The organism is Actinomycetospora lemnae (assembly GCF_028737315.1).
GTDB lineage: Bacteria > Actinomycetota > Actinomycetes > Mycobacteriales > Pseudonocardiaceae > Actinomycetospora > Actinomycetospora lemnae.
Genome location: NZ_JAQZAO010000002.1, coordinates 16,957 through 30,412 on the forward strand (window position 1 = coordinate 16,957; position 13,456 = coordinate 30,412).

Here is a 13,456-nt window from a genome sequence, read left to right on the forward strand (position 1 = left end):
ATGGAGAGCGAGCAGCGAGCAGCCGTGGTGACCGGATCGGGAAGCGGGATCGGGCGCGCGATCGTCGACCGGCTCCACGGCGACGGGTGGTCGGTCCTCGGCGTCGACCTCAAGAGCGACGAGACCCTGCCCGGCCCCTCGCTGGGCGCCGACCTCACCACCCGCGAGGGCAACCGCGCGGCCGTCGACACCGCGCTCGAGCACTTCGGGCGCCTCGACCTCGTCGTCGCCAACGCCGGGTTCCAGCACGTGTCCCCGGTCGCCGACTTCGACGAGGACCGCTGGGACGCGCTGCTCGGGATCCTCCTGACCAGCCCGTTCCTGCTCGCCAAGTACGCCTGGGAGTCCCTGCGCGCCGCGCCCGAGGGCGGGCGGTTCGTCGCGATCGCCTCCGCCCACGCGCTGGCGGCGTCCCCGTTCAAGGCGGGCTACGTGTCCGCCAAGCACGGGGTGCTGGGCCTGGTGAAGACGCTCGCGCTCGAGGGCGCGGCGGACGGGATCACCGCCACGGCCGTCTGCCCGGGCTACGTGCGCACCCCGCTGGTCGAGAAGCAGATCGCCGACCAGGCGCGCGCCCACGGCATCAGCGAGGACCGGGTGCTCGAGGAGGTCATCCTCACCCCGCACGCGAGCAAGCGGCTCATCGAGCCCGCCGAGGTCGCCGACGTCGTCGCCTTCCTCCAGACGCGCGCGGGGTCGTCGTTCACCGGCTCGCCCGTGATCATGGACATGGGCTGGACGGCGCGCTGAGGGCGAGCGCCGCGGGGATACTGCGCGCGTGACCCTCCGGGAGCTCGCCCACGAGCGCTGGCTCACCGTCCCCAACGCGCTGAGCTTCGTGCGCCTGCTCGGGGTGCCGCTGTTCCTGTGGCTGCTCCTGGGGCCGCAGGCGGACGGCTGGGCGCTGGTCGTGCTGGTCGCGAGCGGCGTCACCGACTGGCTCGACGGGCGCATCGCGCGCGCCCTCGACCAGTACAGCCGTCTGGGGGAGCTGCTCGACCCGCTCGCCGACCGGCTCTACACCGTCGCGGCGCTCGTGGCGTTCCTCATCCGCGGGATCGTGCCGTGGTGGGTGCTCGCGCTCATCCTCGGGCGCGACCTCGTCGTCTCCCTGGCCCTGCCGTTGCTGCGCCGCAAGGGCTACCTCGCGTTCCCCGTGCTCTACCTGGGCAAGGCCGCGACGCTGAACCTGCTCTACGCGTTCCCGCTGCTCCTGCTGGCGCAGATGGACTGGCCCGGCGCCGACCTCGCCCGACCGTTCGCCTACGCCTTCACCGCCTGGGGCATCGCGTTGCACCTGTGGTCGGGGGCGCTCTACCTGATCCAGCTCGTCCGCGCGCCTTCGGAGAGGGAGCCGAGCAACGCTCGACCATGACATCGCCCCGCTCGCCCGCTAGCCTGCCGCCGCCCGTACGCGGCGGTAGCCGTGTGAGCCGACGAGATGAGGAGCCGCCCGTGGTCCCCGAGGGCCTGCGCTACACCGCCGAGCACGAGTGGATCACGGCGACCGAGGCCGACCCCTCCGTCGTGCGGGTCGGCATCACCGATTACGCGCAGGACCAGCTCGGCGACGTGGTCTTCGTCCAGCTGCCGTCGGTGGGGGCGTCGGTGACGTCGGGCGAGTCCGTGGCGGAGGTCGAGTCGACGAAGTCGGTCTCGGAGATCTACGCGCCGCTCGACGGCGAGGTGACGGCGGTCAACGACGCGCTGTCCGACACCCCCGAGCTCATCAACTCCGACCCCTACGGCTCGGGCTGGATGATGGAGCTGCGGGTGCCCGACCCGCGCGCCGTCGACGAGCTGCTCGACGCGGCCGGCTACCAGGACCTCGTCGACGGTTCCTGACGCACGGTCGGGGTGGCCGGCGGCACTCGACGGGGCACCGCCCTGCACGCTCCGCCACGGCACGCCGATGTCCGCTCACGGTGGGTGGGGAGGGCCTCGACCCCGTGACGGGGACCGGTACCGTGTCGGCCACCTCGCGACGATCCGTCACCGAGCCCCGCACCGGCGCCTCCACCGCGCCGCGCGACGGCCTCCGGGGACGGGCGGGACGACCTGGACGAGCACGACACGACGGAGGAGCACGGTGAGCACAGGCGGTCCCCCGGTCCCCCCCGAGCGTCAGGGCGAGACGACGTCGGTCTTCCGGGCCGACTTCCTGGCCGACCCCGAGACCGAGTCGCGCGGCGCCCCGGTCTCCGGGGTCGACGCGCTGCCGGCCGGCTCGGCGCTGCTGGTGGTGAAGCGCGGTCCGAACGCGGGCTCGCGCTTCCTGCTCGACCGCGACACCACGAGCGCCGGTCGCCACCCCGACTCGGACATCTTCCTCGACGACGTCACCGTCTCCCGCCGTCACGCGGAGTTCCGCCGCGACGGCGCGGAGTTCGTGGTGGTCGACGTCGGGAGCCTCAACGGCACCTACGTCAACCGCGAGCCGGTCGACACCGCGGTGCTCGCCAACGGCGACGAGGTGCAGATCGGCAAGTTCCGTCTCGTGTTCCTCACCGGCCCCCGCGACGGCGGGTCGGCCGGGGCGGGGGCGGGGCTGGAGTGACCGCCGCCGGGCTGCCCGAGCCGGGGGGAGCCCCCCTCTCGATCGGCTCGGTCCTGGACGCGCTGCGGGCCGAGTTCCCGGAGATCACGATCTCCAAGATCCGGTTCCTCGAGTCCGAGGGGCTGATCCGCCCGGCCCGCACGCCGGCGGGGTACCGCCAGTTCTCGCACGACGACGTCGTCCGGCTGCGGTTCGTCCTGTCCGCACAGCGCGACCACTACCTGCCCCTCAAGGTCATCCGGTCCCGGCTCGAGGAGTTCGACCGGAACCCGGTGCCCGGCGGCCCGTCGCTACCCGGGGACCTGCCGGTCGGCGGGGGTGCCGGGAACACCGGCGTGGCCCTCGCGGGCGGTCCGGCCGTCGACGCGGGCGGACCGGGCGGACCCGGTGGCCCCGGCGGCCCCTCGGGTCCCTCCACGGGTGGCGGCGGCCCCAGCGCCGGGGCGACGGCGCGGGTGCGCAGCCTCGCCTCGGTCGCCGACCGCGTCGAGCCCGACGAGGACCCGGACGGCACGATCGCCGGGGTCGCGCGCGGCGACACCGTGGGCCGCGACGTGCTGCTCGCCGAGGACGGCGTGGACGCCACGCTGCTCGACGGCCTCGAGAGCCACGGCATCCTGCGTCCCGACGCCGACGGGCGCTACGAGCCCGAGGACGTGCTCGTCGCGCGCACCGCGGCGTCGCTCGCCCGGCTCGGCGTCGAGCCCCGCCTGCTGCGCTCCGTGCGCGCCGGCGCCGACCGCGAGGTCGGGCTGCTCGCGCAGCTCGTGACGCCGGTGGCGCGCAGCCGCGGCCCCGAGGCGGCCCGGCGCGCCGAGGAGCTCTCGGCCGAGCTGGCGGCGCTCTCCGGGCGCCTGCACGCCCTGCTCGTCGGCGCGGGTCTGCGCCACGGCCTGCGGCGCTGACACCCGCCCTGACACCCGCCCTGACACGAGCGCTGACACCGTTCAGCGGGGCGCCCGGCACGGCCGTCACATCGCCGTGACAGGAGCGTCACGACCCCGGCACGAGCCCTCCGTACGAGGCCCGCGCCCGCTCGGCGACGCGCTCCGGGCGGGTCCCTCGGACGCGCGCGCGGCGGTCGCGGAGCGTGTAGCGTCACGGGTCGTCGACCGAGGGCTGGGAGACGGAGCCTGCGGGCCCGACCAGGAGGAGGGCGAGTCGCATGAGCGAGATGCGTGTCGTGGGTGTGCGGGTCGAGCTCCCCGCTAACCAGCCGATCCTCCTCCTGCGGGAGGCCGAGGGCGACCGTTATCTCCCGATCTGGATCGGGTCGGTGGAGGCCACCGCCATCGCCCTCGAGCAGCAGGGCGTCAAGCCGGCCCGTCCGCTCACGCACGACCTGCTCAAGGACGTGCTGGGCGCGCTGGACCGGCGCCTGGAGCAGGTGCGGATCATCGATCTGCAGGAGGGCACGTTCTACGCCGAGCTCGTCTTCGACGGCGACGTGCGCGTGTCCGCCCGCCCCAGCGACTCGGTGGCCCTCGCCCTGCGCGTGGGCGTGCCGATCCACGCCGAGGAGGGTGTGCTCTCCGAGGCCGGGCTCGTCATCCCCGACGAGCAGGAGGACGAGGTCGAGAAGTTCCGCGAGTTCCTCGACTCCGTGTCCCCGGAGGACTTCCGAGGGGCGGACACATAGCGTGTCCGGCGGCCCGCTACTCTCACCCTGAACTCGAGGTCGAGAGTCGCCGCGCGTCGCGTTGACCCCCGTCTCCGCCGCTCGTACCGTCGGCGACACCACGGTACGAGGGAGGCAGTCGGTGAGCGGTGGTCAGGACGGCGGTCCCGCCGGCCCCGAGCTCGAGCCCCTCGGCCCGGAGGGTGAGCAGGGCCTGTTGTTCGCCGACGAGCTCTTCGGCGACACGGGTCCGGGCACCGGCGACGTCCTCGGCTACCGCGGTCCGGCCGCGTGCCAGATCGTGGGCATCACCTACCGCCAGCTCGACTACTGGGCGCGCACGAAGCTCGTGGTGCCGAGCATCCGTACCGCCACCGGCTCCGGCTCGCAACGCCTGTACTCGTTCAAGGACCTCGCGGTCCTCAAGGTGGTCAAGAACCTCCTCGACACCGGCGTCTCGCTGAACAACATCCGCGTCGCCGTCGAGCAGCTGCGCCGCCACGGCGTGCGCGACCTCGCCCGCATCACCCTGTTCTCCGACGGGGTCACGGTCTACGAGTGCACCTCGCCGGAGGAGGTCGTCGACCTGCTCCAGGGCGGCCAGGGCGTCTTCGGCATCGCCGTCGGCGGGGCCATGCGCGAGATCTCCGGCAGCATCTCGCGCTTCCCGGCCGAGCGCGCCGACGCCGCCGTCGTCGAGCACGCGCCGGAGGACGAGCTGGCCTCCCGCCGGGCCCGGGGGACGCGCACCGCCGGCTGACGGCATCGCCGGCGAGGGGCCCGGTCGGACGAGCGCCCGAGGCGCGACGAGCCGGGTGACGGCGGCCACGCGGGTCCTGGGGCGTCGGCACCATCTGCGCTACCCTCATCGCGTCGTTCTTGGACACCGCGCGGGAGAGACCTGCAGTCAGAAGCCTCTGGACGCAGGCGCCGAAGGAGCAACTCCTCCCCGGAACCTCTCAGGCACCCCGACCGCGCGGAGGAGACGACCTCTGGAAAGTGGTGACCGGTCCGGGTCCTGCCCGGAGCGCGAGCCCGCCGATGGTGCAAGCCGAGGGTGAGCCCACCTCACCGGCGAAGCTCTCAGGCGCCCGCACGGGAGCGGGCAGCGGCAGAGGGGGAGGCCGCGTGACGGACGGAGACGTCCGGAGCGCGAGGCCCCAGCCCGCCCTGCACCGGAGGCGTCATGAACGCATCGCACGGTCCCGCACCCTCCTCGTCCTGGGACTCGTCCTGGGATGCAGCCCCGCTCGCCGCTCTCGAGCACGGCGTCCCCTTCGCCGACCGCCACATCGGTCCCGACGCCCGCGGCCTCGCCCGGATGCTCGACACGGTCGGCGTCGGCTCGCTGGAGGAGCTCGCCGACCGGGCGATGCCCACGTCGATCCGCACGGACCCGGCCGACTGGTCCGACGACGCCACGGGCGCCGCGCCGCCCCCGCCGGCGACCGAGGCCCAGGTGCTCGACGAGCTGCGCGGGCTCGCCGCGCAGAACACCGTCCTCGAGCCGATGCTCGGCCTCGGCTACCACGGCACGATCACCCCACCGGTGATCCGCCGCAACGTCCTCGAGGACCCGGCCTGGTACACCGCGTACACGCCGTACCAGCCCGAGATCTCCCAGGGCCGGCTCGAGGCGCTGCTGAACTTCCAGACGATGGTCTGCGACCTCACGGGTCTCGACGTCGCCGGTGCGTCGATGCTCGACGAGTCGACCGCCGCGGCCGAGGCGATGTTGCTGCTGCGCCGGGCGGACAAGACGAAGTCGTCGCGGTTCCTCGTCGACGCCGACACGCTGCCGCAGACGATCGCGGTGCTGCACACGCGCGCCGAGGCGCTGGGGATCGAGCTGCAGGTGGTCGACGTGACCACCGGGGCGAGCGGAGCGACGGGAGAAGGGGTGGCGCTGCCCACCGACGACTTCTTCGGCCTGCTGCTCGCCGCCCCCGGCGCCTCGGGCGCGCTGCGCGACCACCGCGCCGTCGTCGAGGCCGCTCACGCGCGCGGTGCCGCGGTCGTCGTGGCCTGCGACCTGCTCGCGGCGGCGATGGTGACCCCGCCGGGGGAGATCGGCGCCGACGTCGCGGTCGGCTCGACCCAGCGCTTCGGCGTCCCGCTGGGCTTCGGTGGCCCGCACGCCGGGTTCCTCGCCGTGCGCCAGGGCCTCGCCCGCCAGCTGCCGGGGCGCCTGGTCGGCACGTCGGTCGACGCCGACGGCGACCCCGCCCACCGCCTGGCCCTGCAGACGCGCGAGCAGCACATCCGCCGCGACAAGGCGACGAGCAACATCTGCACCGCGCAGGTGCTGCTCGCGGTGATCGCCGCGATGTACGCCGTGCACCACGGGCCCACGGGCCTCCGCACGATCGCGCGCCGCACCCACCGCATGGCGGCCGTGCTCGCCGCGGGCCTGGTCAAGGGCGGCGTGGAGGTCGTCCACCGCGAGTTCTTCGACACCGTGCTCGTGCACGTCCCGGGCGGCGCGGCCGGCGCGGTGGCGGCCTGTCGTGCCGAGGGAATCCTCGTGCGGGAGGTCGACGCCGACCACGTCGGCGTCTCCTGCTCCGAGCGCACCACCCGCGAGCACCTGCGCGCGCTGTGGCGGGCGCTGGGCGCGGGGGAGATGGACGCCGAGGACCTCGACGCCGCCACCGGCGACGCGATCCCCGCGTCGCTCGCGCGCACGTCGTCGTACCTCACCCACCCGGTCTTCCACCGGCACCGCAGCGAGACCGCGCTGCTGCGCTACCTGCGCGAGCTCGCCGACAAGGACGTCGCGCTCGACCGCAGCATGATCCCGCTGGGCTCCTGCACGATGAAGCTCAACGCGACCGCCGAGATGGAGCCGATCACCTATCCCGGCTTCGCCGAGCTGCACCCGTTCGCGCCCGCGTCGGACGCGCCGGGGATGCTGCGGGTGATCCACGACCTCGAGGACTGGCTGGTCCACCTCACCGGCTACCACGCGGTCTCGCTGCAGCCCAACGCCGGTTCCCAGGGCGAGCTCGCCGGGCTGCTCGCGATCCGCGCCTACCACCGCAGCCGCGGCGACGAGCACCGCGACGTCTGCGTCATCCCGGCCTCGGCGCACGGCACCAACGCCGCGTCGGCGATCTCGGCGGGGATGCGGGTGAAGGTCGTCAAGACGACCGACCGCGGGGACGTCGACCGCGAGCACCTGGGCGAGGTGATCGCGGAGGTCGGCGACGCGCTGGCCGCGATCATGATCACCTACCCGTCGACGCACGGCGTCTACGAGCCGCACGTGCGCAAGGTCTGCGCCGCGGTGCACGACGCGGGCGGGCAGGTCTACGTCGACGGCGCCAACCTCAACGCGCTGGTCGGGCTCGCCCGGCCGGGCCGCTTCGGCGCCGACGTCAGCCACCTGAACCTGCACAAGACCTTCTGCATCCCGCACGGCGGCGGCGGGCCGGGCGTCGGCCCGGTCGGCGTGGCCGAGCACCTCGCACCGTTCCTGCCGAACCACCCGGCCCAGCCGACGGCCGGCCCGGCGACCGGGGTCGGCCCGGTGGCGGGCGCGCCGTGGGGGTCGGCATCGATCCTGCCGATCTCCTGGGCCTACGTCCGGCTCATGGGCGTCGACGGCCTGCGTCGCGCGACGCTGACGGCCGTGGCCGCGGCGAACTACGTCGCGAAGCGCCTGCACGAGCACTTCCCGGTGCTCTACACCGGGCCGGACGGCTTCGTCGCCCACGAGTGCATCCTCGACCTGCGCCCGCTGACGAAGGCCTCGGGCATCTCGGTCGACGACGTCGCCAAGCGCCTCGCCGACTACGGCTTCCACGCCCCGACGATGTCGTTCCCCGTGGCCGGCACGCTGATGGTGGAGCCGACCGAGTCCGAGGACCTCGCCGAGATCGACCGGTTCTGCGACGCGATGATCGCGATCCGGGGCGAGGTGGCCCGCGTCGAGTCGGGGGAGTGGCCGGCCGACGACAACCCGCTGGTCCACGCGCCGTTCACCGCGCGGTCGGTGCTCGGCGGGACGTGGGACCACCCCTACACCCGCGAGGAGGCCGCCTTCCCGGCCGGCGGGCGCCCGGCGAAGATCTGGCCACCCGTGCGCCGGATCGACGCCGCCCACGGCGACCGCCACCTCGTCTGCTCCTGCCCGCCGCTGGAGGAGCTCGCCGACTGAGGTGCGTTCCGCGCAGGTGAGCAGGAAGAAGGGCTGTAGCCCTTCTTCCTGCTCACATGGCCGACGGCCACACGTCCACGGCCGAGCGCACCTCGCGCAGGGAGACGCCGCGGGCGTGGAGCAGCGTCGACGCCCGGCCGGTCTCGCGGTGCAGCATCCCGAGGAGCACGTGCTCGGTGCCGATGGTCCGGTCGCCGCGCCGGATGGCCTCGCGCAGCGCGAGCTCCAGGACCTTCTTCGCGCCGCGGTCGAACGGGATGTGACCCCAGCGGCGCCGCCGGCGCATGCCCGCGGCCCGGGTGTTCTCCAGCGCGCCGGGGCCGAAGGTGTCCTCGACGCGCTCGCGGACCTCGTCGAGGTCGATCCCCACGCTCGCCAGGGCGTCCCGGTCGGACACCACCGAGCGGCGGAGATCGTCCTCGACGACCCGCAGCGTCACCCCGCGCGCGGCGAGCAGCGCGGCGCCGCGGGTGTCGGTCGCCCGGCAGACGCCGAGCAGCAGGTGCTCGCTGCGGATCGTGTCGTCCCCGCGTTCGCGGGCGTCCTCCTGCGCGAGCACGACGACCCGGCGCGCCGGGTCGGTGAACCGTTCGAACACATCGCCCTCCTGGACGTCAGTCGACGACGCGGCGGTACTTCTTGTGCACCGCCTGCCGGCTGACCGACAGCCCGTCGGCGATCTGCTGCCACGACCACCCCTGATCGCGCGCGTTGCGCACCTGCAGCTCCTCGAGGGACTCCAGCAGCGTCCGCAACGACGCCACCGCCGCGAGCCCGGTCGCCGGGTCCCGCGAGGAGGCCGCCGCCGCCACCGCCGTCGCATCAGCCATGGCCGTCAATCTAGGTTGACACACCCGGGCCTGTCAACCGCCGTTGACACCGACGGCGGTGGGGCACGACCACGCGGTCAGACGGTGATCGCCTCGGTCGGCGCCTCCGCCTCGGGGACGATCGGCGGTGGGGTCGTGGCGTGGCGCAGCGCCCAGGCCAGGACGTAGTCGGCGATCTCCTCCCAGCCCGGCGCGGCGGGCAGGAGGTGGGGCCTGCCGCCGTACTCGACGACCTCGGTGATCGTCTTCTCGCTCTGGTAGTGCGCCGCGTTCGACCACTGCACCTTCGGCGGCATGATGTTGTCGCAGCTCCCGGCGACGAACAGCAGCGGCGCGCGGCGGTCGTTGTGGTAGTCGACCCACGTGCCCTGGTGGCCGGGCGTGAGGTTGGCGAGCGCGCCCTCGAACACGATGCTGCCCGACACCGGGATCGCATAGCGCTCGTAGAGGGCGCGGGCCTGCTCCTCGGGGAAGGTGTTGGTGAACGCGTAGTTCCAGTGCGCGAAGTCGTAGCGGATCGCGCGGTGGCGGTTGGCCGGGTTCTTCAGCACCGGGAACGTGGCCTTGACCTGCGACAGCGGGATCACCGGCACGCCCTCGGTGGGCGCCGAGTTCAGGGCGACGCCGGCGGCCCCGAAGCCGTGGTCGAGCAGGATCTGGGTGAACGCCCCGCCGGCGGAGTGCCCGATGATGATGGGCGGGGACGACAGACCGCGCAGGATCTCCTCGAGGTGCTCGATGATCGCGGGGATCGTCAGGGCCTCGACGGGGGAGGGGTCGGCGTTGAGGGACTCGACCTCCACCTCGAAGCCCGGGTACGCGGGCGCGATGACCCGGAAGCCCTTGGCCTCGTAGTGGGCCACCCACTGCTCCCAGGAGCGCGGGGTCACCCAGAAGCCGTGGACGAGGACGATGGTGTCGGGGGTCTGCTGGGCGTCGGTCATCCCGGTGCTCTCCTCGATCGGACTACGGTGTGATCACCGTAGGTAGAGCACTGGTGCCGGAGTTGTCGCAGCGTGCGCGGTTCTTGCCCCACGGTGCGCCCGGAGCCTTGGAGTCTCCGTCCGGGGTCTCTACGCTCGGTCACCATGCTCGTGCTCGACTCCCGCGACGCCCCGCCGGCCGCGCGTGCGGAGCTCGTCACGACGCTGATGGCCGAGACGAGCGCCGCCACCGTCACGCTGGCGCCCCACGCCGACCTCCACGCACGCATGGACCTCTGGCAGCTCGGCCGCCTCGCGCTCTTCCGCAGCGAGTCGTCGGGTGTGGCCATGTCCCGCGACGTGCGCCGCGCGCGGCGGGAGGAGACGCCGATCGTGGCGCTCGCGGTCCAGGAGCGCAGCACCGCTCGCCACGAGCAGTTCGGTCACCAGCAGACCGTCGCCCCGGGGCGGCTCATGGTGGTCGACCTCTCGGCGCCCTTCGCCTTCTCCTGGGCCACGTCGGGCGCCTCGCGGGCCCTGCAGGTGCCGCTGGACGCGCTCGCCCTGCCCGTCGAGGTCGTCCGCGACGCGGGGCCCCGCCTCGACGCCGGCCCGCTCGCGGGGCTCGTCACGCGGCACATCGTGGACCTCTTCGAGGCCGCCGACCGCCTCGCCGCCTCCGAGCAGGCCGCGGCGATCGGGTCGGCGACCATCGACCTCGTCCGTGCGCTGCTCGCCTCGACCAGCCGGCGCGACCCGGGCGTGCGCCGGGAGACCCTGCTCGCGCAGGTCCACGAGTACGTCCGGCAGCGGCTGCGCGACCCCGACCTCGACGCCGACGAGATCGCCGCCGTCCACGCCGTCTCGCGACGCCGGCTCTTCGCGCTGTTCGCCGACGCCGGCACCAGCCTCGAGCAGACGATCATCGCCCGGCGGCTCGAGGCCGCCCACGACGAGCTCGGCCGGCCCGGCGCGCGCCACAAGGGCATCGCGACCGTGGCCCACGAGTGGGGCTTCCGCGACGCCGCGCACTTCAGCCGCCGGTTCAAGGAGGCCTACGGCATGACCCCGCGGGAGCGGCGCGCGGCGGGGGCCACCGGGGGGAGGGCCGAGGACACCTAGGACAGGGTCGTCGTCCCCGGGGTGAGGACGACGGGCACGGGCGCGGCGCGCAGCACCGCGGCGCCGGGGTCGCCGAGCAGGACGCGGGTGGCGGTGCCGGCGGCGTTGGCGCCGACGACGAGCAGCTCGCCGGGGTCCCAGCCGATGCCCGTCACCGCGTCCTCGACGGTGGCGGCGGCGTGGGCGAGGGTCTCGGCGTCGGTCACCCCGAGCGCGGCGAGCGCCGCGCGCTGGGCGTCCTGCATCTGCTCGCGCCACTGCTCGACGACGATCTGCTCGGCGTGCAGCCCCGCCTCGGGCGGCACGGTGCGCTCGCGCTGGGGTCCGAACGACGCCACGCGCAGGGTCGCGCCGGTGCGCCGCGCGAGGTCGGCGGCGGTGGCGAGCACCCGCCCGGCGTGACGCCCGCCGCCCCACGCGCAGGTCACACGGGTGATCGGGCCCTCGTGCAGGGCGCCGTCGCCCCCGAGCGCGACCGGGACGTCGGCGGCGCGGGCGAGGCGGGCGCCGATCGAGCCCGGGCCGGGCGGGGCGTCGCCGAGCACGACGACCGCGGCCTGGTGGGCGTGCGCGGCACGGGCGAGGCCGCCGGGCACCGAGCGGTCGGCGATGGACGTCACCTCGACCTCGACGCCCTCGACCGCGGGCGTCGCCGGCTCCGGGGCCGGGTCCTCGCCGTGGCCGGTGACGGTGCACAGGACGAGGGGGCCGCCGAGCGCGCGGGCCAGGCGCCCGCCGAGCACGATCGCGCGGCCGTCGGGGTCGGTGCCGGGCAGGTGGCCGACGAGGACGGTCACGGGCGCTCCCCACCGGTCGCGTCGCCCGCCGCGGCGGCCAGGCGTGAGTGCCGTGCCCCGTAGAACGCCCAGAACACCAGCGCCACCGCGAGCCAGAGCACGAACACCACCAGCGTGATCCACTGCAGCCCGACGATGAGGTACAGGCACGCCGCGATCGAGAGGATCGGCGTCACCGGATAGCCCGGGACGCGGAACCCGCGGGGCAGGTCGGGCGCGGTGCGCCGCAGCACGATGACGCCGACCGACACCACGCAGAACGCCACCAGCGTGCCGACGCTGACCAGGTCGGCGAGGACGTCGAGCGGCACGAGCCCCGCCAGCACGGCGACGCCGACGCCGACGAGCAGGGTGGTCGGCACCGGGGTCAGCGTGCGGGGGTTCACCCGCGAGAGCAGCGGCGGCAGCATCCCGTCGCGGCTCATCGAGAACAGGATCCGCGTCTGCGCGTACATCGTCACCAGGGTGACACTGAAGATCGAGATGACGGCACCCGCCGCGATGACGATGCCCGGCCAGGCCGCCCCGGTCACCTCGCCCATGATCGCGGCGAGGCCGGCCTCCTGGCCCTCGAACTCGCCCCACGGTTGGGCCCCGAGCGCCGACACCGCGACGAGCAGGTAGACCACGGTGACGACGACGAGCGCGAGCACCAGCGCGCGCGGCAGGTTGCGGCGCGGGTCGCGGACCTCCTCGCCGGCCGTCGACACCGCGTCGAGGCCGATGAACGAGAAGAACACCGTGCCCGCCGCCGCCCCGATGCCGCCGACGCCGAGCGGCGCGAACTGCGCGAAGTTGTCGGCGGTGAAGGCGGTGAACGCGATGGCCACGAACAGCAGCAGCACGCCGAGCTTGATCACCACCATGACGGCGTTGACCGCGGCCGACTCGCTGACCCCGCGCACCAGCAGCAGCGTGCAGAGGACGACGAGGACGACGGCGGGCAGGTTGAACACGCCGCCCGCTCCGGGCGCGCCGGACAGGGCGTCGGGCACCCGGAGGCCGATCGTCGCCTCGAACAGCGCGTTGAGGTACTCCGACCAGCCCACCGCGACCGCGGCCGACGACACGAGGTACTCGAGGATCAGGCAGGCCGCGACCGCCATCGCCGCCGCCTCACCGAGCGTCGCGTAGGCGTAGGAGTACGACGACCCGGACACCGGCACCGCCGACGCGAGCTCGGCGTAGCAGAGCGCGGTCAGCCCGGCCGTGATCGCGGCGATGACGAACGACAGGACCACCGCGGGCCCGGCCTCCGGCGTCGCCTCGGAGAGCACGAAGAAGATGCCGGTGCCGACCGTGGCGCCGATGCCGATCGCCGCGAGCTGGCCGAGGCCGATCGAACGCTTGAGCTCGCCGCCCTCGTGCCCCGCGGAGGCGTCGGCGCCGCTCTCGGCAGCCATCGTGGTGACCGGTTTGCGCCGCAACCAGGCGGCGCGGTCGAGTGTCG

At 74.3% G+C, this 13,456-nt stretch carries 14 protein-coding genes and 1 riboswitch; of the genes, 9 read left to right on the plus strand and 5 right to left on the minus strand.

Annotated features, from left to right (window positions below):
- The 8 genes from PGB27_RS03785 (at position 1) to gcvP (ending at position 8,334) form a co-directional block, all read left to right on the plus strand.
- On the plus strand, positions 1–750 hold the full coding sequence (locus tag PGB27_RS03785; RefSeq protein WP_274199022.1) for an SDR family oxidoreductase: 750 nt from the start codon (positions 1–3) through the stop codon (positions 748–750).
- 28 nt (positions 751–778) lie between these two features.
- A complete protein-coding gene (locus PGB27_RS03790; protein WP_274199023.1) occupies positions 779–1,375 on the plus strand; it encodes a CDP-alcohol phosphatidyltransferase family protein in 597 nt (198 codons plus the stop codon).
- A gap of 80 nt (positions 1,376–1,455) precedes the next feature.
- Complete coding sequence (gcvH, locus tag PGB27_RS03795; protein ID WP_274199024.1) at positions 1,456–1,845, plus strand: glycine cleavage system protein GcvH; 390 nt, start codon at positions 1,456–1,458, stop codon at positions 1,843–1,845.
- 244 nt (positions 1,846–2,089) lie between these two features.
- Positions 2,090–2,557: a glycogen accumulation regulator GarA gene (garA, locus tag PGB27_RS03800; protein WP_274199025.1), complete on the plus strand. Its 468-nt coding sequence runs from the start codon at positions 2,090–2,092 to the stop codon at positions 2,555–2,557.
- Positions 2,554–3,462: a MerR family transcriptional regulator gene (locus PGB27_RS03805; RefSeq protein WP_274199026.1), complete on the plus strand. Its 909-nt coding sequence runs from the start codon at positions 2,554–2,556 to the stop codon at positions 3,460–3,462. Before garA ends, PGB27_RS03805 begins: the two co-directional genes overlap by 4 nt.
- Positions 3,463–3,722: 260 nt before the next feature.
- Positions 3,723–4,196 carry a bifunctional nuclease family protein gene (locus PGB27_RS03810; RefSeq protein WP_116710890.1) on the plus strand — a complete coding sequence of 158 codons (474 nt, stop codon included), beginning with the start codon at positions 3,723–3,725 and terminating at the stop codon, positions 4,194–4,196.
- A 121-nt stretch (positions 4,197–4,317) separates the two neighbouring features.
- Positions 4,318–4,935, plus strand: a complete 618-nt coding sequence (locus PGB27_RS03815) for a MerR family transcriptional regulator (RefSeq protein ID WP_408630005.1) — start codon at positions 4,318–4,320, stop codon at positions 4,933–4,935.
- A gap of 121 nt (positions 4,936–5,056) precedes the next feature.
- A riboswitch (glycine riboswitch) is annotated at positions 5,057–5,160 on the plus strand.
- A gap of 201 nt (positions 5,161–5,361) precedes the next feature.
- Complete coding sequence (gcvP, locus tag PGB27_RS03820; protein WP_274199027.1) at positions 5,362–8,334, plus strand: aminomethyl-transferring glycine dehydrogenase; 2,973 nt, start codon at positions 5,362–5,364, stop codon at positions 8,332–8,334.
- Positions 8,335–8,386: 52 nt separating this feature from the next.
- Here gcvP and PGB27_RS03825 read toward each other — a convergent pair whose 3' ends face one another.
- The 3 genes from PGB27_RS03825 to PGB27_RS03835 form a co-directional block, all read right to left on the minus strand.
- Positions 8,387–8,932: a Clp protease N-terminal domain-containing protein gene (locus PGB27_RS03825; protein ID WP_274199028.1), complete on the minus strand. Its 546-nt coding sequence runs from the start codon at positions 8,930–8,932 to the stop codon at positions 8,387–8,389.
- Between the two features lie 16 nt (positions 8,933–8,948).
- Positions 8,949–9,164, minus strand: coding sequence for a helix-turn-helix domain-containing protein (locus PGB27_RS03830; RefSeq protein ID WP_274199029.1), 216 nt, complete (start codon positions 9,162–9,164; stop codon positions 8,949–8,951).
- 77 nt (positions 9,165–9,241) lie between these two features.
- Entirely contained in the window at positions 9,242–10,108 is an 867-nt protein-coding gene (locus tag PGB27_RS03835) for an alpha/beta hydrolase (RefSeq protein WP_274199030.1), read from the minus strand.
- A 144-nt stretch (positions 10,109–10,252) separates the two neighbouring features.
- Between PGB27_RS03835 and PGB27_RS03840 the strand changes: the two genes are divergently transcribed.
- Positions 10,253–11,209: a helix-turn-helix domain-containing protein gene (locus tag PGB27_RS03840; protein ID WP_274199031.1), complete on the plus strand. Its 957-nt coding sequence runs from the start codon at positions 10,253–10,255 to the stop codon at positions 11,207–11,209.
- Here the strand turns inward: PGB27_RS03840 and PGB27_RS03845 are convergent.
- Both PGB27_RS03845 and PGB27_RS03850 read right to left on the minus strand, forming a co-directional pair.
- Positions 11,206–12,006, minus strand: a complete 801-nt coding sequence (locus tag PGB27_RS03845; RefSeq protein ID WP_274199032.1) for a universal stress protein — start codon at positions 12,004–12,006, stop codon at positions 11,206–11,208. The two genes, PGB27_RS03840 and PGB27_RS03845, sit on opposite strands and share 4 nt — an antisense overlap.
- The gene (locus PGB27_RS03850) at positions 12,003–13,409 is read right to left on the minus strand and encodes an APC family permease (RefSeq protein ID WP_274199033.1); all 1,407 of its coding nucleotides are present in this window, start codon (positions 13,407–13,409) and stop codon (positions 12,003–12,005) included. Before PGB27_RS03850 ends, PGB27_RS03845 begins: the two co-directional genes overlap by 4 nt.
- Positions 13,410–13,456 lie beyond the last annotated feature (47 nt).